Origin of the sequence: Streptomyces sp. HUAS ZL42, from assembly GCF_040782645.1 — a bacterium.
Classification (GTDB): Bacteria; Actinomycetota; Actinomycetes; order Streptomycetales; family Streptomycetaceae; genus Streptomyces.
The window spans coordinates 3,803,937-3,828,495 of record NZ_CP160403.1 but is presented as its reverse complement, the minus strand read 5'-3'; the positions used below and the strand labels follow the sequence as shown (position 1 = coordinate 3,828,495).

Here is a 24,559-nt window from a genome sequence, read left to right as displayed (position 1 = left end):
GGGGGATCTTTTGCTTACGTCTGTCTTCATTTCTGCCGTCTCGCTGACCTTGTTCTGGATGGCGGCCTTCACCTTGTGGTGGCAGATGCACGCGTGGCGTACGCCCGAGGTGCTCGCCTCCACCCGGTTCAGCAGACCGGACGGCGGTGAGCACCTCTCGTTCTCACTGCTGCTTCCGGCCCGGCACGAACAGGCCGTGCTGGACCACACCATCCAGCGACTGCTGGAGTCCACACACACCGACTTCGAGATCATCGTCATCGTGGGGCACGACGACCCGGAGACCACGGCGGTCGCCGAGCGGGCGGCCGAACGCGACCCGCGCGTGAGGGTCGTCGTCGACACCCACGAGAAGAAGAACAAGCCGAAGGCCATGAACACGGCGCTGCCGCACTGCCGCGGCGACGTCGTCGGGGTCTTCGACGCCGAGGACCAGGTCCATCCGGAGCTGCTCTCCCACGTCGACCACGCGTTCCGCACCACCGGCGCGGACGTCGTGCAGGGCGGGGTCCAGCTCATCAACTTCCACTCCAGCTGGTACAGCCTGCGCAACTGCCTGGAGTACTTCTTCTGGTTCCGCTCCCGGCTCCATCTGCACGCGCAGAAGGGGTTCATCCCGCTCGGCGGCAACACCGTCTTCGTACGGACCGACGTGTTGCGGGAGGCCGACGGCTGGGACCCCAACTGCCTTGCCGAGGACTGCGATCTGGGCGTGCGGCTGTCCAGCGTCGGCAAGAAGGTCGTCGTCGCCTACGACTCCGACATGGTGACCCGCGAGGAGACCCCGGGCTCGCTGATGTCGCTGCTCAAGCAGCGCACCCGCTGGAACCAGGGCTTCCTGCAGGTGTACCGGAAGAAGGACTGGAAGCAACTGCCGGGATTCGGCCAGCGCTTGCTCGCCCGCTACACCCTCATGACGCCGTTCCTGCAGGCCTTCTCCGGCGTCATCATCCCGCTCAACGTGGCGATCGCGCTCTTCCTCGACGTGCCCGTCGGCATCGCCTTCATCACCTTCCTGCCGGCCGTCACCGCGCTCGTCACCTTCGTCTTCGAGGTCGTGGGGCTGCACGACTTCGGCAAGCAGTACGGCCTTCGCGTCCGCTTCGTCCACTACCTGAAGCTCGTCGTGGGCGGTCCCTTCTACCAGGTGCTCCTCGCCGGGGCCGCCATCCGCGCCGTGTGGCGTGAGCAACGCGGCCGTAACGACTGGGAGTTGACGACTCATGTCGGCGCGCATCTCACATCGGCCGAAGTGAACCGAGAGCTCCGAGAGGACGTTCCTGCGTGACCTCCACCCTTCCCGCGGTGACCACTCCCAAGGTCCCCGCGCAGCGCAGGCCTGCGCCTGAAGTGCGTTCGACCGACCGAACAGTCTCTCCGCGGCGGCTTCGGTCCTCACGTCCCGACCTCGTCCTGTGCGGTGTGCTCCTCGTGGCGATCCTCGTCGTACAGGGCTGGAACATCGCCGACTACCCGACCCTCAGCGACGACGAGGGCACCTATCTCGCCCAGGCCTGGGCCGTCCAGGAGGGCAGGGGCCTCGCCCACTACACCTACTGGTACGACCACCCGCCCCTCGGCTGGATCCAGATAGCCCTGCTGACCTGGATACCGTCGCTGATCAACCCCGACTGGATGACCGTCGGCACCATGCGGATCGCGATGCTCGCGGTCAGCGCGGTCAGCGCGGTGCTGATGTACGTGCTGGGCCGGCGCCTGGCGCTGCCCCGCTGGGCCGCCGGGCTCGGCATGGCCATCTTCGGGCTGTCCCCGCTGTCCGTCGTCCTCCAGCGGGAGATCTTCCTCGACAACCTCGCGGTGATGTGGACCCTGCTGGCGTTCACCCTCGCCGCCTCGCCCAGCCGCCATCTCTGGCACCACTTCGGCGCCGGTATCGCGGCCGCCACGGCCGTGCTCACCAAGGAGACGATGCTCGTCATCCTGCCGGCCCTGTTCCTCACCATGTGGCGGCACAGCCATCGCGACACCCGCAAGTTCGCGCTGACCGGCGCCCTCACGGCCTGCGCGCTCATCGGGTTCTCCTACCCCCTGTTCGCCCTGCTGAAGGGAGAGCTGTTCCCGGGCAGCGGGCACGTCTCGCTGATGGACGGCATCAAGTACCAGATGTCCAGGCCGGGTTCGGGCTTCATCCTCGACGCGGGCTCCGGCTCGTACGGCGTCCTGCAGTCGTGGCTCTACTACGACCGCGTTCTGATCATCGGCGGCCTTGCGGGCGCCCTGCTGCTCCTGGCGACCTGGCGCTGGTCCGTCACCGCCCGCGCGCTCGCCGGGCCCTGCCTGGCGGTGGCGATCCTCGCCGTCGTCGCGATGCGCCCCAGCGGCTACCTGCCCGCGATGTACATCATCCAGGCGCTGCCCTTCCTCGCCCTCGTCCTCGCGGGAGGCACCGCCTCGGTGGCCCACGCGGTCCTGAAGCGGTGGCGCAGCGAGCAGGAGCAGCGGTGGACGACCCGCGGGCGGTACGCACTCGCCGCCGTCCTCGCGCTCGCCGCCGGCGCGTACGTCGTACCGCACTGGTACGAGGGCGACCGCACCGCCGTCACCGCCGACGCAAACGCCTCCTACCGGGCCGCCTCCAAGTGGCTCACCACCGAGGTGGAGGACCCGAAGGACGCCCGGGTCCTCGTCGACGACGCACTCTGGCTGGACCTGGTGCACGCCGGCTACCAGCCGGGGCTGGGCGTCATCTGGTTCTACAAGGCCGATCTCGACCCGGCGGTGACGAAGACGATGCCGAACGGGTGGCGGGACCTCGACTACGTGGTCGCCTCGCCGACGGTACGGCGTGACGCGGCAGACCTGCCGGGTGTGAAGCAGGCCCTGCAGCACTCGACGCCGGTGGCCGTCTTCGGCACGGGCGAGGACCGGATCGAGATCCGCCAGATCGACACGACGTCCGGAGGCGTCCGATGACCCACGAGTACACGACCCCCGTCCCGGACGTAAGTGCCTCCGAGGTCGCCGAGCCGGGCGCCGTCACCATCGTCGTACCGACCTTCAACGAGTCGGCGAACATCCGTCAGCTGCTGCACCAGATCACCGAGTCGGTGCCGTCCCGGCTGCCCTGCGAGGTCGTCTTCGTGGACGACTCCACGGACGACACCCCCGAGGTGATCCGCGAGGCGGCGAAGGACTGCCCCTTCCCGGTGACCGTCATCCACCGGGAGGAGCCGGTCGGCGGCCTCGGCGGTGCGGTGGTCGAGGGGCTGAAGGCGGCCGGGTCGGACTGGATCGTCGTCATGGACGGCGACTGCCAGCATCCGCCGTCGCTGGTACCGGAACTGGTCGCCACCGGCGAGCGAGCGAACGCCGGTCTCGTCGTCGCCTCCCGTTACATCAAGGGCGGCAGCCGGGCCGGGCTCGCGGGCAGCTACCGGGTGGCCGTCTCGCGCGGCGCGACCTGGCTGACGAAGTCGCTGTTCCCGCGCAAGCTGCACGGCATCAGCGACCCGATGAGCGGCTTCTTCGCGATCCGCCGCAGCGCGGTCACCGCGGACGTCCTCAAGCCCCTCGGCTACAAGATCCTCCTCGAACTCGCCGTGCGCAGCCGTCCGCGCACGGTCAGCGAGGTGCCGTTCGTCTTCCAGGACCGGTTCGCCGGCGAGTCCAAGTCGACCGCGCAGGAGGGGATGCGCTTCCTGCGCCATCTGGCCGGGCTGCGCACCGCCTCCCCGGTCGCACGCATGATCGGCTTCGGTCTGATCGGCGCGTCCGGCTTCGTCCCCAACCTGGCCGGCCTGTGGGCCCTCACCGCTCTCGGCATGCACTACGTGCCTGCCGAGATCCTCGCCAACCAGTTCGGCGTCGCCTGGAACTTCCTGCTCATCGAGCACCTGCTGTTCCGTGACCGCCGAGCCCACCGGCACTGGTGGGATCGCCTCGGCCGGTTCGCGCTGCTGGCCAACGCCGACCTGGTGCTGCGCATCCCGCTGATCGCGCTGCTGGTCGGCCGGTTCGGGATGGGCGCACTGTCCGCCACCGCGCTCGCGCTGGTGACGACGTTCGTCCTGCGCTTCGTCGGCACCGAAGCGCTGGTCTATCTTCCGCGACGCCGGACGGGCGGCGTTCGCGGGGGCCGCACAGCAAGGAGAGCCGTGTGAACAAGCGCCGAAGAAGAACCGCCTTCCTGGCGGTGGCGGGCCTGACGGGGGGTCTGCTGCTGACCTCACCCCAACCAGCGTCCGCCGCCAACCTCATCAAGAACCCCGGCTTCGAGACCGCCGGCACCGACGGCATGCCCTACTGCTGGGAGAAGTCCGGCTGGGGCGACAACGACTTCACGTTCACCACGACGTCCGACGCGCACTCCGGCGGCAAGGCCATGAAGGTCGAGCTGACCCGCCGCGTCTCCGGCGACCGCAAGGCGCTGATCACCGAGACGGCGGCGTGCGCGCCGACGGTGACGCCGGGCAAGCAGTACGACCTGTCCCTCTGGTACAAGTCGACGACTCCCGACACCTCCGTCACCCTCTTCCGGCACGACACCACGGCGGGCTGGCAGTACTGGACGGACCTGAAGACCCTGGACATGGCCTCCGCCTGGACCCAGGCGGGCGTCCGCACCCCCGAGGTCCCGGCCGGCACCGACCTGATCACCTGGGGCGTGTCGGTGTACGGCACGGGCTCGGTGACCACCGACGACTACACGATGGAGCAGGTCCCCGACGTCCTCCCGCCCGCGACCTGCACCGGCACCGCCGACGAGTGCGCCAACGGCAGGTGGGACGTGCTGCCCACGCAGAACCCGGTCCGCTCCATGCACTCCGTCGTCCTCAACAACGGCAAGGTGCTGCTGATCGCCGGCTCCGGCAACAGCGAGGAGCAGTTCAACGCGGGCACGTTCACCTCGGCGGTGTACGACCCGGTCAACGGCACGTACAAGGTCATCCCCACGCCGAAAGACATGTTCTGCGCCGGCCATGTGCAGCTCCAGGACGGGCGCGTGCTGGTGATGAGCGGCAACAAGGCGTACCCGCTCCCGGGCGGGCACGGCTACGAAGGCTTCAAGGATTCGTACATCTTCGACCCGGTCACCGAGACCTACAGCAAGACCAACGACATGAACGACGGCCACTGGTACCCGTCGGCGACGGTCCTCGGCAACGGTGACGTCCTCTCCTTCGGCGGTCTGCGCGAGGACTCGACCGGCTCGGTGACCGCCGAGTACTGGTCGGACGCCGAGCAGCAGTGGCAGCCGCTGTGGAAGGTCAACCAGACCTGGTCGTACTGGGGTCTGTACCCGTCGATGATCCTGATGCAGGACGGCCGCCTCTTCTACTCGGGCAGCCATGTCTTCGGCAACAACATCCCGGGCACCGGCAGCGCGATCTACGACTACAACGCCAACACGGTCACGCAGATCCCGGGCCTGCAGAACAAGGACGAGCGCGACCAGTCGGCGAGCGTGCTGCTGCCTCCGGCGCAGGACCAGAAGGTCCTCACCCTCGGCGGCGGCAACATCGACTCCAACCCGGACGCCAACCGGCTGACCGACATCATCGACCTCAAGCAGGCCAACCCGGCGTACGTCGCCGGTCCGCCGCTGCCGCAGGGCACGGTCGACCTGGGCAACGGCAAGGTCGCCGAGACCGGCAACCAGGGCAAGATGTACGTCTCCGCCGTACTCCTGCCCGACGGCAAGGTGCTGGAGACGGGTGGCGCGCTGCACAACCGGGCCGACCCGGTCTTCGAGTCGTCGATCTACGACCCGAACACCAACACCTTCGACCCGGTGGCCGCCGACCCGCAGGCCCGCGGCTACCACTCGTCCTCGTTCCTGCTGCCCGACGGCCGGGTGATGTCGACCGGCGACAACCCGGGCAACGGCACCTGGAACCACAACGTGTCGATCTACACCCCGCCCTATCTGCTCAAGGGCACCCGCCCGACGATCACGTCGGTGATCGACACCGAGTGGAACTACGGCGACACCCAGCGGATCACGGTCGACCGGCCCATCGCCAAGGCCGAGTTGATCCGCCCGGCCGCGGTCACGCACTCGTCCGACCCGAACCAGCGGTTCGTGGACCTGCCCCTGTCCGTCGACGGCAACGACATCGACCTGAACGTGACGAGCAACCCCAACCTGGCCCCGCCCGGCTGGTACATGCTTTTCGCGGTGGACGCGGGCGGTGTGCCGTCGGTGGCGAAGTGGGTGCACCTGACGGGCCCGGCGGCGCTGGCCGCCTCAGCGGAGTCGGCGTCGCTGTTCTCGGTGTCGTCGACCGACTCGGCGACCACGCCGCACATCCACTCCTTCGCCGACGACCTGACGGGCAAGGTCACCGGTCCCGGCAAGAAGCGGACGTCGCAGAAGGTCAGCCCCACCGTCTCCGGCTGCGACCGGCACTACGGCTCGATCAACGTCTGCGTGCCGACCGTCTTCCCGGACGAGGTGAAGAACACGACGGCCGCGCGGTGCGCCTGGCTGAAGACGAACGACTACGGCCGTCTGAAGGTCAACGGCAGGGACGACCCGCTCGGTCTGGACCGCAACAAGGACGGCATCGCCTGCGGAAAGGGTGACGTGAGGACGAGCTAGCTCGCGAACTCCTCGAGGGCGCGCTCCACGATGGCCACCAGCTGTTCGTGGTGCGCGCCCTTCCAGTACGCGCGCCCGCACTCCCGGCACTGCGCGAAGACGTCGTACGACCGGTGCGTGCCGTGCTGCAACTGGTCGGCGACCTCGTCCTTGCTGGCCTCCCTGAGCAGGCCGTTGCAGGCGGTGCACCGGGTCCAGGGCCGCAGCTCGGGCCGGAACCGGTCCAGGATGTCGCGGAGCTGGTCCTCGGGGCGGGTGCTGTAGACGTAGGCGCCCGCCCACAGTTCGCGGCGGCGCAGCAGGCCGCGGTCGCGGCTGAGCATGACCCGCTGCTCGGCGGCCGAGCGGGCGGCGAGGGCCGGGTCGCCGATGTCCGTCGACTCGTACGACGTGTCCACGCCGAGAAGGCGGAGCCGGCGGGCGAGGGTGCCGAGGTGGACGTCGAGGAGGAAGCGCAGGGGGGCGCCGGGAACCCGCTGGGGGCGCTGGACCGCCCGCACCTGCACGGAGTCGCCCGCGGCGGGCACGTACGAGACCGGCACCTCGCGCCCGTCCACGACGAGCGCGCCGACCTCGGTCAGCGGGACGCCGGTCGACTCGACGACGTGGCCGAGTGTCGAGACGCCGTCGGTGACGACCGGGGTGTCGCCCGCACGCTTCCCGTTGGGCAGGAACAGACGCAGCTCGGGGGCGAATTCGACGCGGATCTCGGGACCGTTCACCTGGTCAGGATGTCACGGCGGAGGGGTGTGGCCTCAGGAGTTTTTCGGGGAGAGGCCGTGTTCGATCACGTCCAGGGCGCGGTCGACGAGGCCGGCCAGATCCTCCGGGTGGTCGTGTTCGGCCCAGTAGAGATAGACCTCGTGCATCCCGCCGATCAGGGCCATCGCGTAGACCCGTACCTCCAGGCCGTCCGGGTCCAGGCCGGTGCGCTCGGCGATGGCATGGCAGAGCATGCGGCCCGTGGCCGACATGGTCTGCATCATCCGGGAGCGCACCGCGGGGACCTCGACCAACAGGCGTGCCCGCACCCTGGTCACCTCGGGCTCCTGCGCCATGCCGAAGCCGACGGCCTTCTTCACCACGTGCCGCAGGGAGTCCGCCCACGGCTCGTCCACGGGGCGGGCGGACAACTCCTCCAGGATGACCGGGTCGTACTCGTCCGTGAGGACGATGTCCTCCTTGGTCGCGAAGTAGCGGAAGACGGTGGACGGCGACACCTCGGCGCGCTCGGCGATCTGCTCGATCGTGGTGGCGTCGTAGCCCTGCTCCTCGATGAGCGCGTACGTCGCGTCGCGGATCGCCGTCCGGGTCTTGATCTTCTTCCGCTCGCGAAGTCCCAGCTGGGGACGGTCGGTGGAGGAAGAGGTGCGTGCGGGCGTCATGCAGGTCATTGTCGGGCATCGGCCTGCGCGGCGGCCACGTCCGGTGCCTCGGTGGCCCTGGCCCGGGGTGTGTTGGGCAGGAACGCCGCGGCCAGCAGGGCGGCCACCAGCGACGCGGCCCCGCACACCAGCAGCACGAGGCCCATGCCGTGGACGTACGCGCTGTTCGCCGAGGCCGCGAGGTGGGCCGACCCCGCCCTCTCGGCGATCAGATGCGCGGCGACCACGGAGTCCCCGGCGGTCTCCGCGGCCTTCGCGGGCAGCCCGGTCACGTCGAGCCGGTCGCGGAAGACACCCGCGAGCAGGCTGCCCAGCAGCGCGATGCCGATCGCGGCGCCCACCTGGCGCAGTGTCATCAGCAGGCCGGAGCCGCTGCCCGCGCGGTCGCGGGGCAGGGTGGCAAGGGCGCCGTCCATGGCCGGGACGAGCGCGAGGCCGAAGCCCAGGCCGGCGACTGCGAGCCACAGCGCGGTGTAGCCGTAGCCGGAGTCGACCGTCGTACGGCTGCCGAGGACCGCGGCGAAGGCGAGGACCACCATGCCCGCGCTGACCACCGCGCGGGAGCCGAACCGGGCGGAGACGGGCGGCGCGGTCCTCGCGGAGACCATCAGTCCGCCGATCATGGGCAGCAGGCGCACGCCGGTGCCGAGCGCGTCGTTGCCGAGGACGGCCTGCAGGTACGGCGGCAGGAGGAACAGCAGGCCGGACAGGACGAACATCACCAGGGTCGCGGCGACGGTGTTGAACAGGAAGCCGCGGTGGGCGAGCAGCGTCATGTCGAGCATGGGGCGGGCGGCCCGGCGCTCGCGCAGCACCAGGGCGGCGAGCAGCACTGCGGCCGCACCGAACATCCCGAGGACCAGCGGGTCGCCCCAGCCCCGGGTGGGCGCCTCGATGATCGCGTAGACGAGGGCGCCGAGACCGGTGGCGGTGAGCGCGGTGGAGACGGTGTCGACCCTGGGGGAGGCCGGGTCGCGCGTCTCGGGGAGCAGGAGGACGCAGGCGGCGATGCCGATCGCGGCCATCGGCACGTTGACCAGGAAGACCGAGCCCCACCAGAAGTGGTTCAGCAGCCAGCCGCCGATGATCGGGCCGAGCGGCAGGCCGAGCGCGGAGGCGGTCGAGATGACGCCGATCGCCTTGGAACGCTCGTCGGGACCGAAGAGCGAGGGCAGCACGGAGATGGCGAGGGGTGTGACGAGCGCGGCGCCGACGCCCATCACCGCGCGGGCGGCGACGACCCAGTTCACGTCCCCGGCCAGCGCGCCGGCCAGTGAACCGGCGAGAAAGATCCCGAGCCCGGTGATCAGCATCAGCCGCCGCCCGAACCGGTCGCCGAGGAGTCCGGCCGGGAGCATCAGCGCGGCGAAGACGACGACGTACGAGTCCGCCATCCACTGCTGTTCGCCGGTGGTGGCGCCGAGGTCCGCCGCCATGGTCGGCAGCGCCACGTTGAGGATCGTCATGTCGAAGCCGAGCGTCAGCATGCTCGCGACCAGGGCGCCCAGGGCCCACCAGCGGCGGGGGTCGCGCCCCGGTTCGGAGGCTTGTGTGACAGTAACCATGAAATGAAAGTAACTCTCAAAATCATGCAACTGTCAATCGCCAGGGACTCCCTGAAGGGTTTCGGGCATACAAAAATGGCCACGGCTGGAAAGCCGTGGCCATGAGTGAGGCGGGGCTACGCGTGCTGGTACGCCACCAGCGAGATGCCCACGTAGTGCACCACGAAGGCTGCCAGCGTGAAGGAGTGGAACACCTCGTGGAAGCCGAACCAGCGCGGTGACGGGTTCGGCCGCTTGATGCCGTAGATCACGCCACCCGCGCTGTACAGGAGGCCGCCGACGATCACCAGGACCAGGACCGCGATGCCGCCCGTGCGCATGAAGTCCGGCAGGAAGAAGACGGCCGCCCAGCCCATCGCGATGTAGCAGGGGGTGTAGAGCCAGCGCGGGGCACCCACCCAGAAGACGCGGAAGACGATGCCGGCCAGCGCGGCCGCCCAGATGCCCCACAGCAGCCACTGACCCTTGCTACCGGGCAGGAGCAGCAGGGTCAGCGGGGTGTACGTGCCCGCGATGATCAGGAAGATGTTGGCGTGATCGAGCCGGCGCAGGATGCCGTCCATGCGCGGGCTCCAGTTGCCCCGGTGGTACAGCGCGCTCACGCCGAACAGCAGGCAGGCGGTCAGGACGTAGATCCCGCAGGCGATGCGTCCGCGCGTCGAGTCGGCGAGGGCGGTGAGCACCAGACCCGCGACGAGGACGGCCGGAAACATGCCGAGATGCAGCCAGCCGCGCAGCTTGGGCTTGATCGGATCGAGCTGGTGCGAGACGTGTTGCGCGATCTGGTGCGGCAGGGAGGGCGCGACGGGACCGCGGCCGGCGGCCGGCGATTCCCTGGGCGCGTCGGGGGCGGACGCAGTCATGCGCCGCATCGTACCTACGGAACCGTAAGTTACGAATCAGTACGACTGTATGACCGATGAAGAGTGGCCATCATCTCACGGGAGTTGCGCCAAAGAACCTTCGGCTGAACGCCATGTGGACGCAAAAGGACGCCCCTACACGTGGCGATCCTCACTTCGCTCACCTGTGCGGCCCTCTGGACAGATGCGCAGTCCCGTCGGATGATCAAATGAGTGCGGTCGGCACCGGATGAGCGCCGGAGATCATCTCCGAGCAGCATCCGGGTCGCAGCCCCCACGGGGCAACAAAGTGCATAACAGGACAAAAACCCTCACTTAGGAGCGACCGTGGCGCGCACATTCGCGGCTCCCCCCGTCATCCCCACCAACCATCAGGAGCTGATCTCGTGGGTGAACGAGATCACCGAACTGACGCAGCCGGACAATGTGGTCTGGTGTGACGGCTCCGAGGCCGAGTACGAGCGACTGTGCGAGGAGCTCGTGGCGAAGGGCACCTTCCGGAAACTCGACCCGATCAAGCGCCCCAACTCCTACTACGCGGCCTCCGACCCGACCGACGTCGCCCGGGTCGAGGACCGGACCTTCATCTGCTCCGAGCGGGAGCAGGACGCCGGCCCGACCAACCACTGGAAGGACCCCGCCGAGATGCGGGCCATCTTCACTGGAGAAAAAAACAGCGTCGAGGGCGAGCAGGGCCTGTTCCGCGGCTCGATGCGCGGCCGGACCATGTACGTCGTCCCGTTCTGCATGGGCCCGCTGGGCTCCGACCTCTCCGCGATCGGCGTCGAGATCACCGACTCCGCCTACGTCGCCGTGTCCATGCGCACGATGACCCGCATGGGACAGCCGGTCCTGGACGAGCTGGGCTCCGACGGCTTCTTCGTCAAGGCCGTCCACTCGCTCGGCGCCCCGCTGGAGGAGGGCCAGGAGGACGTCGCGTGGCCCTGCAACCAGACCAAGTACATCTCGCACTTCCCGGAGAGCCGTGAGATCTGGTCCTACGGCTCCGGCTACGGCGGCAACGCCCTGCTCGGCAAGAAGTGCTACGCCCTGCGCATAGCCTCCGTCATGGCCCGCGACGAGGGCTGGCTCGCCGAGCACATGCTGATCCTGAAGCTCACCCCGCCGCAGGGCGAGTCCAAGTACGTCGCCGCGGCCTTCCCGAGCGCCTGCGGCAAGACCAACCTCGCCATGCTGGAGCCCACGGTCTCCGGCTGGACGGTCGAGACGATCGGCGACGACATCGCCTGGATGCGCTTCGGCGAGGACGGCCGCCTGTACGCGATCAACCCCGAGGCCGGATTCTTCGGCGTCGCCCCCGGTACCGGTGAGCACACCAACGCCAACGCGATGAAGACGCTGTGGGGCAACTCGGTCTTCACCAACGTGGCGCTGACGGACGACGGCGACATCTGGTGGGAGGGCATGACGGAGGAGACTCCGGCCCACCTCACCGACTGGAAGGGCAAGGACTGGACGCCGGAGTCCGAGACCCCGGCCGCCCACCCCAACGCCCGCTTCACCGTCCCCGCCGCGCAGTGCCCGATCATCGCGCCCGAGTGGGAGGACCCGAAGGGCGTGCCGATCTCGGCGATCCTCTTCGGCGGCCGCCGCGCCACCGCGGTCCCGCTGGTGACGGAGTCCTTCGACTGGAACCACGGCGTGTTCCTCGGCGCGAACGTGGCGAGCGAGAAGACCGCCGCCGCCGAGGGCAAGGTCGGCGAGCTGCGCCGCGACCCGTTCGCCATGCTGCCGTTCTGCGGCTACAACATGGGCGACTACATGGGCCACTGGATCGACGTCGCCAAGGGCAAGGACCAGTCCAAGCTGCCGAAGATCTACTACGTCAACTGGTTCCGCAAGAACGACGAGGGCAAGTTCGTCTGGCCCGGCTTCGGCGAGAACAGCCGCGTCCTGAAGTGGATCGTCGAGCGCCTCGACGGCAAGGCCGAGGGCGTCGAGACCCCGATCGGCATCCTGCCGACGAAGGACGCGCTGGACACGAACGGTCTCGAACTGGCCGACTCCGACCTGGACTTCCTTCTCACCGTCGACAAGGAGGTCTGGCGCGAGGAGGCCGCCCTGGTCCCCGAGCACCTCAACACCTTCGGCGACCACACCCCGAAGGAGCTGTGGGACGAGTACCGCGCACTGGTGCAGCGCCTGGGCTGAGACAGCCCCCCAAGACGCCGCGGCCGGCTCCGAGTGTGCCCTGACCAGCAACATCGTCACGGCCGGCCGCGGTGCCAGCACCCCAGACCGGCGAGGTTCCGCACAACGACGTGCGGGGCCCCGGGCCTGTCGTCCCCGTCCCGTCCGCCCCGGCGGGAAGGGGACGACAGGCCCTCGCCTGCGTTTTCCTACTTCGAGCGGTCCTCCAGGTACCGCGTGTGCGACTCCTGCCGCAGCGCCTCCGTCTCCCGCAGGGCCGCCGCGAGCCGTTCGGCCTCCTCGTGGAGCAGGCCGAGCTGGCGCTCCAGATGGCGTTCCGGCGGTTCGGTGCCCGGCGTGAGCCGCGTCCACCACCGCGTCCGTACGAAGGTGTCGACGGCCTCCGGGATGTCCTGCCGTACGGCCCGGGAGAGCGTGTGCACGCCCTCCGGGTCCTGGGCGAGCACCTCGGTGACCCAGCCGGGGTCGAGCAGCGCGGCCACCAGGCCGGTCAGCTCGGTGAGCCGGCCGGAGGCGGCGGGCGGCAGTTCGACGTCCGCGAGATAGCCGCGCAGCTTCTCGAAGTCGCCCCGCACCTCGTCGAGCTGGGCAGAGGGATCCGGGAAGTCGGGCAGCGCGGGCCGCTCCGGCGGGGCGATCAGCGCGCCCGCGCCGTACAGACCCGCGACCACGACGGGCCAGTACGGGCCCGCGGCCCCCGTGAAGGTCAGAACGAGCCCCGCCAGGCCGCACGCGCTGCCGGCGATGTTCTTGCGGGATTCGAGGTAGCCGAAGAGCTTACTGGTAGCCACGGATCTCCTCGAAGGCGCCGTCCAGCGAGCCCTTCTGGGCGTCGAAGAGGCGGCCGCCGGTCAGCTCGGCGATGTGCTCCAGCTCGGAGCGGTCGGAGTCGCCGAAGAGGATGGGGAAGACGGGGATCTGCTGCCGGGCGGTGCTCAGCCCGCGGTAGAAGTCGTCGAAGTCACCGGCATCCGCGCCCGCGGTGTTCTCGCCGTCCGTCATCAGCACGATCGACGTGAACGTGTCCCGGTCGTCGGTGCCGAGATGGTCGTACGCCTTCTGCAGCGAGGTGTAGATCGCGGTGTCGCCGTCGGCGTTCAGCTCCCTGGTGTCCTTGCGGATCCCGTCGAGGCCGGACTGCGGATCGGACGGGCTGACGACGTGCGTCCGCACGCTCTTCACGTCCGACCCGAACGGCATCAGCGTGACCTCCTCGCGGTCCCGGAAGTCGCCGGTCAGGTCGGTGAGCGCCTGCTTCAGCCGCCGCAGCCGGTCGCCCTCCATCGAGCCGGAGGTGTCGAGGACGTACACGGTCCTGGACGGGCGGCGCAGCTCGTTCTCGTACGAGTCGAGCAGCCCGTCGGCGACGGAACGGCTGCCCGGGAAGGGCAGTTCGCGCCGCCTGCTCGTGTCGAGTCCGGTCGCCGGCCGCACGGCCGGGACGACCGGGCGGCGGTGGGTCTTCGTGGTGATCGCGCGCTGGATCTCCGGCGTGCGCAGGGCCTCGGTCAGCCGGCGGACGTCCTCGCGGGTCGCGGCGTCGGTCGCGGCGAGGGAGGTCAGCGGGTAGTCGGCGGTGACGACGCCGTCGCGGGGGCGGATCACGGTGAGGCCCGGGATGCCCTCGAGGACGGACTCGTAGTTCAGCAGCGCGTCGACGTTCCCGCGCCGCTGGTACGCGGCGGCCAGCCAGCCCGACGAACCCGACGTCAGCTTCTGCCCCCGGAAGAAGTCCTTCAGCCGCGGAGTCGCCTTGGTGACGTCCGCGTCGGTGAGGGCGGACTGGGCGCCGGAGAGTGCCGAGGCCACCGAGACGAGCGTGGAGAAACCGGAGTTGGAGCGGGCCGGATCGGTCATGCCGTACGTCAGCTTCCCGTCCCGGACGGCCTGCTCGACCTGGGCCCAGGTGACGTCCTCCGGCTTCCAGCCCAGGGCTGTGACGGTGGCCGGCCTGACACCGACGGCGACCGGGCTCGACATCACGGGGGTCTCGGAGACGACCTTCTTCGCCGCCTCGGGACGCAGCCGGAGGTAGTCGTTGGAGGACAGCCACAGGGCGTCGTACCGCCCGTCCGTCCTGCCCCTGGCAAGCAACTCCACGGCGTCGAGGGTGCCCATGTAGGTGGGGCGGACCTTGATGCCGGTGTTCTTCTCCACCTGCGCGAGGACGGGCGTCATGTCGCCGAGCTCGCTGGAGGCGAGGACGCGGAGGGTTCCCGGGACCGGGGCGTTCGGGTCCTCGTGGTCCTTCTGCGCCGAGCAGGCCGTCAGCAGGGCGGTCGCGGCGAGGGCGACGGCGAGTGCGCGTCGTGTCATCCGAGCCCCCCTTCGAGCGCACCCTGCGACCGGCTCCGCTCCAGGTACGCGCTCGCGTGCTGGAGTTCGGAGGTGAGGGACTCCACGGTCGCGGCCATCGCCTCGGTCGCCTGCACCTTGTAGGTGTCGATCGCGTCGAGCGTGCGGTAGATCTGCTGGAAGGCGGACCGCAGCGTCTCGGCACCCACCGCCGGGTCGGCGGCGATGCGCTGGATCTCCCCGCTCTGCGTCGCCAGCATCTCCGCATTGCCCCGGATGAGGTCCTCGGTCGTGCCGCGCAGGGCGTTGACCTGCTCGATCACCTTCTTCTGGTTGTCGAGGGCGGAGGCCAGCATCACCGAGATGCGCAGCGCGGACACGGTCGTCGTGGCCGCGCGGTCCACGCCCTTGATCAGCTCGTCGTTGTTGCGGCGTACGACGTCCATGGCCAGGTAGCCCTGCGCGGACACCGCGAGCTGGGTCAGCAGGTCCTGGTGCTTCTGCCGGACGGGGAAGAGGACGTCCGCGCGCAGGCTGTCGGCCTGCGCGGGATCCGTCGCCTCCACACCGGCGATGTGCTCCTCGACCGCCGTGTCCAGGGCCTCCGTCAGGACGACGTACTCCTGGAGCTTGCCCATGGTCTCCCACAGGCGGACCCGCTCGGTCTGCAACGCCGCGTTGTCGCGGCGCAGTTCGTCCTGGCCGCCGCGCAGCGAGCCGACGATCCTGTTCAGGGTGCCCTGCGCCGAGGCGTACTTGGCGACGTGGTCGCGCAGCTTGTTGCCGCCGGGCAGCCGGGAGAGGAACTTGCGCCCCTTGGCCGCGGGCAGGTCGCGCGGGTCCAGGTCCTCCACGACCCGGCGGAGTTCGACGAGCGAGCCCGCGACCTGGGACTGGGCGTCCCCGCCCTTGGACGGCAGGGAGCGGACGGTGCGCTCCAGCATCCGGTTGGACTGTGCCGTCGCGGTGCGCATCTCGCCGGCGCCCAGCGCGGTGATCTCGCCGACCTTGCCGGCGAACTCGGGCGAGCGGGCGTCGAGAACGGCGAGGCCCCGGACGTACTCGGAGGCCCTGCGCGCCATGTCCGTACGGACGCCGTCGTCGACGGGGACGAGCCCGCCGGCCTTCTCCCGGGGCACGGGTGCGACGGCCTCGGGCGGTGTGAGCGTGAAGGTGTCGTTGTCTGTGGTCATTTACTGTTCCCCCGTTATCCGCGGGCCCGGCGCGCCAACTCGTGCAGCACCGCGGAGGTGGGCACGGGCGCCTGCCGGACACCGGTCAGTCCCTGGTTGAGGTACGCGCCGCGGTCGGCATCCGCGGACGCGAACTCGGCACCGGCGCCCTGCGGCCGGAAGCCGTGCCGTACGGCCAGCTTGCGCAACCGCGGGTCGGTGCTGAGCAGTTCGCCGAGCGCGCGGCCGTCGTCGGTGAGCGGGACGACGGTGTGGTCGCTGTTGACGGTCGTGTCCGGGTAGAGGACCACGAGGTCACCCGGGTTCTGCCCCTCGCCGAGGAGGGCGGCGACCTGCGACTCGTACACCAGGACCAGCGGGTTGCCGGCACCGCTGACGAAGTCCCGGAAGGCCGCGTCCGTGCCGGCCTGCTGGGCGCCCTGGACGCCGATCAGCTTGCGCATCAGGGGCGCCGTGCGGTCGACGTCGGCCGCGCTCGCCACGACCCGGCCGCTGTTCGCGACGTAGGAGGCGGCGGCGAGGTAGAGGGCACCGGAGTTGGAGGACTCCGGGTCGGTGCTGGCGATGTAGAGGGTGCCGGTCAACTCGCCGTACTTCTCAGCCCCCTTGAGCTGCTGCCAGGTGCGGTCCTGCCGGGCGGCGTCGAGGTAGGCCGCCATCTTCAGGGTGCCGCGGTGTTCGTCGAGGGTGGCGAGGCCGTTCGCGGCCAGTACGGTGGCGGCGTTGCGGTGCGCCACGACGACGAGCGGCGAGTAGAAGGGCCGCTGCAGGGTCTGCGTCACGCCGTACTTCTTCGCGAGTTCCACGGCGGGCGCCTGGCTGGACGGGAAGGCCAGGTCGTACCCCTTGAGGCCGAGGCCCTCCATGGCCCAGGACCCGGAGGTCTCGGCCTTCACGGTGTAGCCCTTGGCGGCGAGGGCCTTCACCACGTCCGGATCGGCGAAGAACTCCGCCTTCTCCGATCCGATCACCATCCGCACGGTCTTCGTTGCCGTGCCCTTGTCCTCGTTGTCCCGGCCTGCGACGACGGCGGCCACCACGCCACCGATCAGCAGCACCGCGAGGACGATTCCTGCGATACGTCTCACGTGGGGGAGAGTGCTCGCGGAACCCAACATTCCCCGTCGCCGGGGGTGAACGGGAGGTGACGTACCTGTCCCGGTACTCAACTGGAATTGAAGGTGCAGCTTTCCGCCGCACGGTGCGGAAAGAAACTCCGCCGCAACGGCGATCCGCCACTACGGCGGATTCCGGCGGTGCCGAGCGGTCCTTTGCGACGCGCAGCGTGTGCTACGGATGAGGCACACTGCTCGGCCCGGCGTCACAAGGGGACGCTGCTCAAGCCGACGCAGTGCTGTGGCGCCCGGTCCGCGCGTCGCTGCGGGTGCACGCGGACCGGGGCCGTCGAGGGGAGCCCGGTGGGGCTCAGTGGGATGCGAGTGCGTGCGGCTCCAGGGCCGCCGTGTGGACGTCCATCTGTTCGGCGGCGAGGATCGCCGCCGCCGTGTCGGCGCGGGAGGCCGCCACGACCAGTGCCCGCCCGGCGAGTGCGTGCGCACGCCGGTGCAGGGCCGTGACGTCGGACGTGCGGAAGGTGCCGGACGCGCGGGCCGGCGCATGTCCTCCCCGCAGCCGGGTCACCTGAGCGGCGAGCCGCTCCGCCGCGGTGTCCAGGGCGTCGGACGGTGCCGCCGCACGCAGCTCGTCGGTGACGGCGAGCAGAGCCGCGAGGTGACCCGCGAGCTGGATGTCCAGCTCCTCCTCGCGCGACCGGTGGGGGAAGTCGGAGGTGGTGCCGGCCATCGTGCTGTGGACCGACTTGGTGCGGATCGGTTCGTACATGGATGGCCTCCTGAGCTCGAACAGAAGTCATCCTAGCTTAGATTTCGTCTAAAGTTGAGCCCTTCAGGGCTGGCTGTAGCCGTCGAGGAAGTTCCCGATCCGCCCCAGCGCGTCCCGCAGGTCGCCGACCGTCGGCAGCGTCACCACCCGGAAGTGGTCGGGCTCGGGCCAGTTGAAGCCGGAGCCCTGGACGACCATGATCTTCTCCTGTCGCAGCAGATCCAGGACCATCCGCCGGTCGTCCTTGATCTTGAACACGTTGGGGTCGAGGCGCGGGAAGAGGTACAGCGCCCCCCTCGGCCGTACGCAGGTCACGCCCGGAATCTGTGTGAGCAGCTCGTACGCGGTGTCCATCTGCTCCTTCAGCCGCCCGCCGGGCAGCACCAGGTCGTTGATGGTCTGCCGGCCGCTCAGTGCGGCCACGACGCCGTGCTGACCCGGCATGTTCGCGCACAGCCGCATGTTCGCCAGGATCGTCAGACCCTCGATGTAGGAATCCGCGTGCGCGCGCGGGCCGGAGATGGACATCCATCCGACCCGGTACCCCGCCACCCGGTACGCCTTCGACATGCCGTTGAAGGTCAGCGTCAGCAGGTCCGGCGCGACGGCCGCGGTCGGCGTGTGCGTGGCACCGTCGTAAAGGATCTTGTCGTAGATCTCGTCGGAGCAGACCAGCAGGTTGTGGCGGCGGGCGATGTCGGTCAGCCCCTTGATCACCGCCTTGTCGTACACCGCGCCCGTCGGGTTGTTCGGGTTGATGATGACGATCGCCTTGGTGCGGTCGGTGACCTTGCGCTCCACGTCGGCGAGGTCGGGCATCCAGTCGGACTGCTCGTCGCAGCGGTAGTGCACGGCCGTGCCGCCGGACAGCGAGACCGCCGCCGTCCACAGGGGGTAGTCGGGAGCCGGGACGAGCACCTCGTCGCCGTCGTCCAGCAGGGCCTGCATCGCCATCACGATCAGCTCGGAGGCGCCGTTGCCGATGAAGACGTGCTCGACGTCCGTCTCGATGCCGAGGGTCTGGTTGTGCATGACGACGGCCCGGCGCGCGGCGAGCAGGCCCTTGGCGTCGCCGTAGCCGTGCGCCGACGAAACGTTGCGGAGGATGTCCTCGAGGATCTCGGGCGGGCACTCGAAGCCGAAGGCGGCCGGGTTGCCCGTGTTGAGCTTGAGGATGCGGTGACCGGCCGCTTCCAGGCGCATCGCCTCCTCGAGAACCGGGCCCCGGATCTCGTAACAGACGTTGGCGAGCTTGGTCGACTGGATCACCTGCATGTCTGGGAGCTTACGGCCCGGTAACGCCTTTTGGGCGGTGTTTTCCGCCACGTGAGACGCAGCGGTTTGGGTGGTTATCGCCGGTAGCTGTCTCAGACACCCCACACGTCTCTACAATGCGCGGCGATGCCCAGGCCACCCCAGTACGAAAGCGGGGCGCACGGTGTGAATGCCGCGAACAACGCGACCGGCGCGTACGACAGCCACGGACCCCACCCGGAGGGCGACGACTCCCAGGGGCCGCCGAACGTGTACCTCCCGGCCGCCCCGCCGACGCCGTCGTACGACAAATTTGTCGATCCGGCGGCCGCCCATGGCTGGCAGATGGCGTACGACGAGACGGCCGAGCTGCCCCGGATGTCCGAGGGGAGTGAGCCCGGCCCGGAGGCCGGTCCCCGTCCGGCCGCAGGCGACCGGGAGGCCGACGACCACCCGGCTGCAGACGACCGGGAGGCCGGGGGGCATGGGGCGGAGCCCGGCTGGGAGGCCGGGGGTCATGGGGTGGAGTCCGGCTGGGAGGCCGGGGGTCATGGGGTGGAGTCCGGCTGGGAGGCCGGGGGCCATGGGGCGGAGTCCGGCTGGGAGGCCGGGGGGCATGGGGCGGAGTCCGGCTGGGAGGCCGGCGGGCTCGGGCCCGAGCCCAGCGCCTGGGAGGCCGGCGGCCCGGGCACCGAGTCCGACTGGGAGGCGGCCGCGGACCCGGACACCCGTACGGGCCGACGTGCGCAGAGACGGCGCGGCAACCGGCGCCGCATCGCCCTGGCCGCGGGCGCGGTGGGGGCCGTCTCGGCAGCCGCGCTGATCGCCGGGTTCTCCTTGTCGGGATCCTCGGCCGGCGGGGCGCAGGACGGCGGCACGCGTTCGGCCACGGATGATTCCGTGACGCCGACGGATCCGGCTGCGAGCGCCGGTCCGGCCTCCGGTGCCTCGGACACGGCCCCACCGACCGGCACCGCGTCCTCCGGTGCGTCGGCGAGCGCGTCGGCGGACGGGAAGAAGTCCGGCGACCCCTCGGCCACGGAGTCCGCCGGCTCGACCGCTCCCCGGCCCACCTCCACCACATCGGCTCCGAGCGACTCGGGTCCCGGCAACTCCGACAGCAGGGGGCAGGGGCAGGGAAGCACGAAGGGGCCCAAGTAGCCGACTCGGCAGGGCGCATGACCTAGAGGGCGGGTGTGCGCCAAATCCGGCCACTGCATGGGCCTGTCCGGCGGTTCGAGTCGCAGGGCGGCAGCGGTAGCCGATCAGTGTCGCCCCGGCGCCCGACGATCCGCTGACGAATCCCGCCCGCCTTGCGGCGCCTGGGGCGCCGGAGGTCGTGGCGCTCGCCCTGCGGCGGCCCGGTGACGGGAAGACGTCAGCCTGCCCAGGCCGAAAACAACTCCTTGCCCGTTCATCTCTTGCGACTCACAATGCGCATGACAAATCAGCGGGCGGCCGGAGAATCTCCGGTCGCCCCGTCGCAAGAGGGGACCCCCACATGAGAAAGCCTCTCGTTGCCGCGCTCTTCGCCCTGGCGATCGCCGGGGCCGGCGCGGTGCCCGCGGTCGCCGCACCGGCGCCCGCGGACGGTGCGGTCGGGAAGATGGCGACCGGCACGACCGCCGCCGCCGTGAAGACCGCGGCCGCACCCACCCTCCAGGCCGTCAACTTCGCCGGAACGGTGTCGCTCAGCAACTGTTCCGGCTCCGTCGTCCGCTTCCCGAACTCCGCGGACGACGACCCGGCGCTGGTGATGACCAACGGCCACTGCCTGGAGACCGGCTTCCCGGAGCCCGGCGAGGTCATCGTCGACCAGGCCTCCAGCCGCTCCTTCGGCCTGCTCAACTCCGCCGGTACCCGGGTCGGGACCCTGCGCGCCAGCAAGGTCGCGTACTCGACGATGACCGACACGGACGTGACGATCTACCAGCTCACCCGCACCTACGCGTCCATCAGGAGCACGTACGGCATCAGCGCGCTGACCGTGCAGGACACGCACCCGACCGCCGGCACCGCCATCACGGTCGCCTCCGGTTACTGGAAGCGGCTGTACAGCTGCAACATCGACGGGTTCGTGTACCGCCTGAAGGAGGGCGCCTGGACCTGGAAGGACTCGGTCCGCTACACCTCCGCCTGCCAGACGATCGGTGGTACGTCGGGCTCGCCCGTCATCGACCAGTCCACCGGCAAGGTCGTCGCCGTCAACAACACCGGCAACGAGGACGGCGAACGCTGCACGGACAACAACCCCTGTGAGGTCGACGCGAACGGCAACGTGACCGTCCGCGAGGGCATCAACTACGCCCAGGAGACCTACCAGATACCCGCCTGCTTCGGCGTCGACAACAAGCTCGACCTGAGCGCGAGCGGGTGCACCCTGCCCAAGCCGTAGGGCTCGGCAGGGCGGCGGCCCGTCACACGGGACTGCGACGGACCGCCCGCCCCGCCAGTACGTCCGTGCGCCGCCCGTCCTCGATCACGAACCGCCCGTCGATCAGGACGTACGGGATACCCGTCGGGAGCGCCCGCGGCTGCTCGAAGGTCGAGCCCGCCGCCACCGTCTCCGGATCGAAGAGCACCAGGTCGGCCCGGTACCCCTCACGGACCAGCCCCCGGTCCGGCAGCCGGAGCCGGGCCGCCGGACGCCCGGTGAGACGCGCCACGCACTCCTCCAGCGACAGGACACCCAACTCCCGCACGTACCGTCCGAGATACCGCGGGAAGGTGCCGTACGCCCGTGGATGCGGCTTGCTGCCCTGCAGAATGCCGTCCGAGCCGCCGGTGTGAACCCGGTGCCGCATGATGGCCTGCACGTTCTCCTCGTGGCCGACGTGCTGGAGGATCGTCGAGCCCAGCCGGTCCTCGACCAGCAGGCGCCGGGCGGTCGTCCAGGGCGCCTCGCCACGCAGGTCCGCCGACTCCTGGACCGTACGGCCGACATGGCCGCCGAGCGCGGGGTCGCCGACTCCCGAGATCTCGATCGTGTCCCACTCGACGGGCACACCGTGACAGCCGTCCGCGCCGGCGACCTCCAGATCGTGGCGGATCCGCTCGGCGGTCTGCTCGTCGCCCAGCCGCTTCAGAACGGCCTCCGGGCCGCCCTCGCTCGCCCAGCTCGGCAGCAGGGCGACGAGCGTCGTGCAGCCGGGGGTGTAGGGATAGGTGTCCAGGGTGATGTCGGCTCCGGCGGCCAGCGCGTCGTCCAGCAGGGCCAGCAACTGCGGAGCCCGGCCCTTGTTCACGCGGAAGTTCATCGTGGCGTGGGCGAGATGGAGCGGGCAGCCCGCCTCCCGGGTCAGGGCGACCATCTCCTCGTACGCCTCCAGCGCCCCGGCGCCGTACGAGCGGTGGTGCGGGCAGTAGTAGCCGCCGTACTGCGCCACCACCCGGCACAGCTCGGTCAGTTCGGCGTCCTCGGCGTACATGCCGGGCGTGTACGTGAGCCCGGACGACATGCCGACCGCGCCCTGCTCCATCCCCTCGGCGACCAGCCGCCGCATCCGCTCCAGCTCCCGGGGCGTCGCCTCCCGGTCCTCCCAGCCGACGGCGAGCGCACGGACCGTCCCCTGGGGGATGAGATACGCGGCGTTGACCGCGATGCCCCGCCCTGCAAAACCGGAGTCCAGCCGGTCCAGGTACTCGCCCACCGACCGCCAGTCGAAGTCGATGTCGTCGCCGTACCCGTTCCAGCCGCTGATCGCGCGGCGGACCTCCGCGAGCGTGCGGTCGTCGACGGGTGCGTACGACAGCCCGTCCTGCCCGACGACTTCGAGGGTCACCCCCTGCGCGGCCTTCGCGCTGTGGTCGGGGTCGCGCAGGAGGGCCAGATCGCTGTGGGCGTGCATGTCGATGAAGCCGGGGGAGAGGACGAGACCTTCCGCGTCCAACTCCCGTACCGCCTTCGGTCGTTGGCATCCGGCCGCCGCGGCCTCCTTGACGATCGAGACGATCCTGCCGCCGTCGATCACGACATCCGCGCGGTACGCGTCCGCGCCGGTGCCGTCCACGACGTCCGCGTCCCGGACGACCAGGTCCTCCATCGCGGGCCCCTCTAGAAGAACGTACGGATGTAGTCGACGACCGTGCCGTCCGCCTCGGCCACCGGGATCAGCGGCCACTTGTCGAAGGACGTGCACGGGTGGGACAGCCCCAGGCCGACCCAGTCGCCGACCTCCAGGTCCGCCTCCGGGTTGGTGCGCAGCCAGGCGTGCTGGTCGGACAGGGCGGTGACCGAGATGCCGGTGGCCGGGTGCTCGGTGCCGTCCCGGCGGACCACCTGGGCGAAGGGCAGGTCGAGGTCGTAGGCCGCGTCGCGCTTGCCCGCGTTGACGAAGGCCTGGTCGGCGGAGGGCCGTGACACCACCTGGGTCCACAGGCGGAACGCGGGCTCCAGGGCGCCCTCCTCGGGGACACGGTTGAAGGGGGTCAGCTTGCGGTAGTGGCCGTCGTCGTGCGAGACGTAGGCGCCAGAGCGCAGCAACTTCAGGACGGGGAGGGAGAGTTCGGGGATCGCGGCGAAGACGTCGGCGACCGCGTCGAACCAGGCGCTGCCGCCCGCGCTGACGACGATCTCGTCGAGGCCCGCTGCGGTGAACCGTCCCGCCTTGTCGAAGTCGACGGCCAGCGCGACCAGCCGCCGCAGCCACGCGTGCACCCGCTCCGGGTCCGCCTGCGGGACCTCGCCCTCGTAGCCCGCGACGCCGACCAGTCGCAGGGTCTCCGTGCCCGCCACCGCGTCGGCGACCGCCGCGCACTCCGCCTCCGTACGGACGCCGGTGCGGGCGCCCTCGCCGGCGGCGAGCTCGACCACGACGTCCAGGGGGCGCGAGGCCCCGCGCAGGGCCGCGTCCATCAGTTCCACTCCGCGCACGGAGTCGACGTAACAGATGAACCGGAACTCCGGGTCGGCCGCCAGCTCGGCGGCGACCCAGCGCAGGGCCGCCGGGTCCACCAGCTCGTTCGCCAGGAACACCCGCCGGATCCCGAAGGCCCGCGCCACCCGCACCTGGTGCGGCACCGCGAGCGTGATGCCCCAGGCGCCGTGGTCGATCTGCCTTCGGAAGAGCTGGGGCGCCATGGAGGTCTTGCCGTGCGGGGCGAAGGTGAGGCCGTGCCGGACGGCGTACGTCTCCATGAGCTTCAGGTTGTGCTCCAGGCGCTCGGCGGAGAGCGCGAGGACGGGGGTGGCGAAGCCGCCGGTGAACAGGTTGCGGCGCTGGGCGGCCAACTCGCCGACGGTCAGTCCGTCGGCGTCGGGCGGGAGGCCCTTGAAACGGTGGTCGACGCGTTCCTCGGCCAGTCGGGCGAGCGCCTCGGAGCTCATGGAACCTCCCTGATCAGGTGTGTTGCGATATTTGCAACGAGCATTGCGCATGTCGCTCACTGCTGTCTAACATCTCGGCCAACGCGGGGTCAACGGAGCCGC

19 protein-coding genes are annotated in these 24,559 nt (G+C 70.2%); 7 read left to right on the top strand and 12 right to left on the bottom strand.

Going from position 1 to position 24,559, the window contains the following annotated elements; genetic code table 11:
• Nucleotides 1–10 precede the first annotated feature (10 nt).
• From ABZO29_RS17360 to ABZO29_RS17345, 4 genes are read left to right on the top strand one after another with little or no spacing between them, the layout of a single operon-like run.
• Complete coding sequence (locus tag ABZO29_RS17360) at nt 11–1,288, top strand: glycosyltransferase (protein ID WP_367321105.1); 1,278 nt, start codon at nt 11–13, stop codon at nt 1,286–1,288.
• Nucleotides 1,285–2,934, top strand: coding sequence for an ArnT family glycosyltransferase (locus ABZO29_RS17355; protein WP_367321104.1), 1,650 nt, complete (start codon nt 1,285–1,287; stop codon nt 2,932–2,934). Before ABZO29_RS17360 ends, ABZO29_RS17355 begins: the two co-directional genes overlap by 4 nt.
• Nucleotides 2,931–4,121 (top strand): glycosyltransferase, encoded by a 1,191-nt coding sequence (locus ABZO29_RS17350; protein ID WP_367321103.1) that lies wholly within the window; start codon nt 2,931–2,933, stop codon nt 4,119–4,121. The genes ABZO29_RS17355 and ABZO29_RS17350 overlap by 4 nt, the downstream gene beginning before the upstream one ends.
• Nucleotides 4,118–6,562, top strand: coding sequence for a galactose oxidase-like domain-containing protein (locus ABZO29_RS17345; RefSeq protein WP_367321102.1), 2,445 nt, complete (start codon nt 4,118–4,120; stop codon nt 6,560–6,562). Before ABZO29_RS17350 ends, ABZO29_RS17345 begins: the two co-directional genes overlap by 4 nt.
• On the opposite strand, the gene ABZO29_RS17340 is transcribed toward ABZO29_RS17345, so the two are convergent.
• The 4 genes from ABZO29_RS17340 to ABZO29_RS17325 all read right to left on the bottom strand — a co-directional run bounded on the left by ABZO29_RS17340 (nt 6,559) and on the right by ABZO29_RS17325 (nt 10,375).
• Nucleotides 6,559–7,284: a Mut7-C RNAse domain-containing protein gene (locus ABZO29_RS17340; RefSeq protein ID WP_367321101.1), complete on the bottom strand. Its 726-nt coding sequence runs from the start codon at nt 7,282–7,284 to the stop codon at nt 6,559–6,561. The genes ABZO29_RS17345 and ABZO29_RS17340 overlap by 4 nt on opposite strands.
• 33 nt (nt 7,285–7,317) lie before the next feature.
• The gene (locus ABZO29_RS17335; protein ID WP_367321100.1) at nt 7,318–7,947 is read right to left on the bottom strand and encodes a TetR/AcrR family transcriptional regulator; all 630 of its coding nucleotides are present in this window, start codon (nt 7,945–7,947) and stop codon (nt 7,318–7,320) included.
• Nucleotides 7,948–7,952: 5 nt separating this feature from the next.
• Complete coding sequence (locus ABZO29_RS17330; RefSeq protein WP_367321099.1) at nt 7,953–9,512, bottom strand: MFS transporter; 1,560 nt, start codon at nt 9,510–9,512, stop codon at nt 7,953–7,955.
• A 116-nt stretch (nt 9,513–9,628) separates the two neighbouring features.
• Nucleotides 9,629–10,375 carry a hemolysin III family protein gene (locus tag ABZO29_RS17325; RefSeq protein ID WP_367321098.1) on the bottom strand — a complete coding sequence of 249 codons (747 nt, stop codon included), beginning with the start codon at nt 10,373–10,375 and terminating at the stop codon, nt 9,629–9,631.
• Nucleotides 10,376–10,702: 327 nt separating this feature from the next.
• On the opposite strand from ABZO29_RS17325, the gene ABZO29_RS17320 reads away from it, so the two are divergent.
• A complete protein-coding gene (locus ABZO29_RS17320; RefSeq protein ID WP_367321097.1) occupies nt 10,703–12,547 on the top strand; it encodes a phosphoenolpyruvate carboxykinase (GTP) in 1,845 nt (614 codons plus the stop codon).
• Nucleotides 12,548–12,735: 188 nt separating this feature from the next.
• Here the strand turns inward: ABZO29_RS17320 and ABZO29_RS17315 are convergent, their stop codons facing one another.
• The 6 genes from ABZO29_RS17315 to ABZO29_RS17290 form a co-directional block, all read right to left on the bottom strand.
• On the bottom strand, nt 12,736–13,338 hold the full coding sequence (locus ABZO29_RS17315; protein ID WP_367321096.1) for a hypothetical protein: 603 nt from the start codon (nt 13,336–13,338) through the stop codon (nt 12,736–12,738).
• Nucleotides 13,325–14,863 carry a substrate-binding domain-containing protein gene (locus ABZO29_RS17310; RefSeq protein ID WP_367321095.1) on the bottom strand — a complete coding sequence of 513 codons (1,539 nt, stop codon included), beginning with the start codon at nt 14,861–14,863 and terminating at the stop codon, nt 13,325–13,327. Before ABZO29_RS17310 ends, ABZO29_RS17315 begins: the two co-directional genes overlap by 14 nt.
• Nucleotides 14,860–16,035 carry a toxic anion resistance protein gene (locus ABZO29_RS17305; RefSeq protein WP_367321094.1) on the bottom strand — a complete coding sequence of 392 codons (1,176 nt, stop codon included), beginning with the start codon at nt 16,033–16,035 and terminating at the stop codon, nt 14,860–14,862. The genes ABZO29_RS17310 and ABZO29_RS17305 overlap by 4 nt, the downstream gene beginning before the upstream one ends.
• 14 nt (nt 16,036–16,049) lie before the next feature.
• Entirely contained in the window at nt 16,050–17,153 is a 1,104-nt protein-coding gene (locus ABZO29_RS17300; protein ID WP_367321093.1) for a hypothetical protein, read from the bottom strand.
• A 307-nt stretch (nt 17,154–17,460) separates the two neighbouring features.
• Nucleotides 17,461–17,877 (bottom strand): hypothetical protein, encoded by a 417-nt coding sequence (locus ABZO29_RS17295; RefSeq protein WP_367321092.1) that lies wholly within the window; start codon nt 17,875–17,877, stop codon nt 17,461–17,463.
• 63 nt (nt 17,878–17,940) lie between these two features.
• Nucleotides 17,941–19,152 carry a pyridoxal phosphate-dependent aminotransferase gene (locus ABZO29_RS17290; protein ID WP_367321091.1) on the bottom strand — a complete coding sequence of 404 codons (1,212 nt, stop codon included), beginning with the start codon at nt 19,150–19,152 and terminating at the stop codon, nt 17,941–17,943.
• A 126-nt stretch (nt 19,153–19,278) separates the two neighbouring features.
• Between ABZO29_RS17290 and ABZO29_RS17285 the strand changes: the two genes are divergently transcribed.
• Entirely contained in the window at nt 19,279–20,292 is a 1,014-nt protein-coding gene (locus ABZO29_RS17285) for a hypothetical protein (protein ID WP_367321090.1), read from the top strand.
• A 340-nt stretch (nt 20,293–20,632) separates the two neighbouring features.
• Nucleotides 20,633–21,526, top strand: a complete 894-nt coding sequence (locus ABZO29_RS17280; protein ID WP_367321089.1) for a serine protease — start codon at nt 20,633–20,635, stop codon at nt 21,524–21,526.
• A gap of 22 nt (nt 21,527–21,548) precedes the next feature.
• Here ABZO29_RS17280 and ABZO29_RS17275 read toward each other — a convergent pair whose 3' ends face one another.
• Entirely contained in the window at nt 21,549–23,174 is a 1,626-nt protein-coding gene (locus ABZO29_RS17275; RefSeq protein ID WP_367321088.1) for an amidohydrolase family protein, read from the bottom strand.
• Between the two features lie 11 nt (nt 23,175–23,185).
• Nucleotides 23,186–24,457, bottom strand: coding sequence for an amino acid deaminase (locus tag ABZO29_RS17270; RefSeq protein WP_367321087.1), 1,272 nt, complete (start codon nt 24,455–24,457; stop codon nt 23,186–23,188).
• Nucleotides 24,458–24,559: the final 102 nt, after the last annotated feature.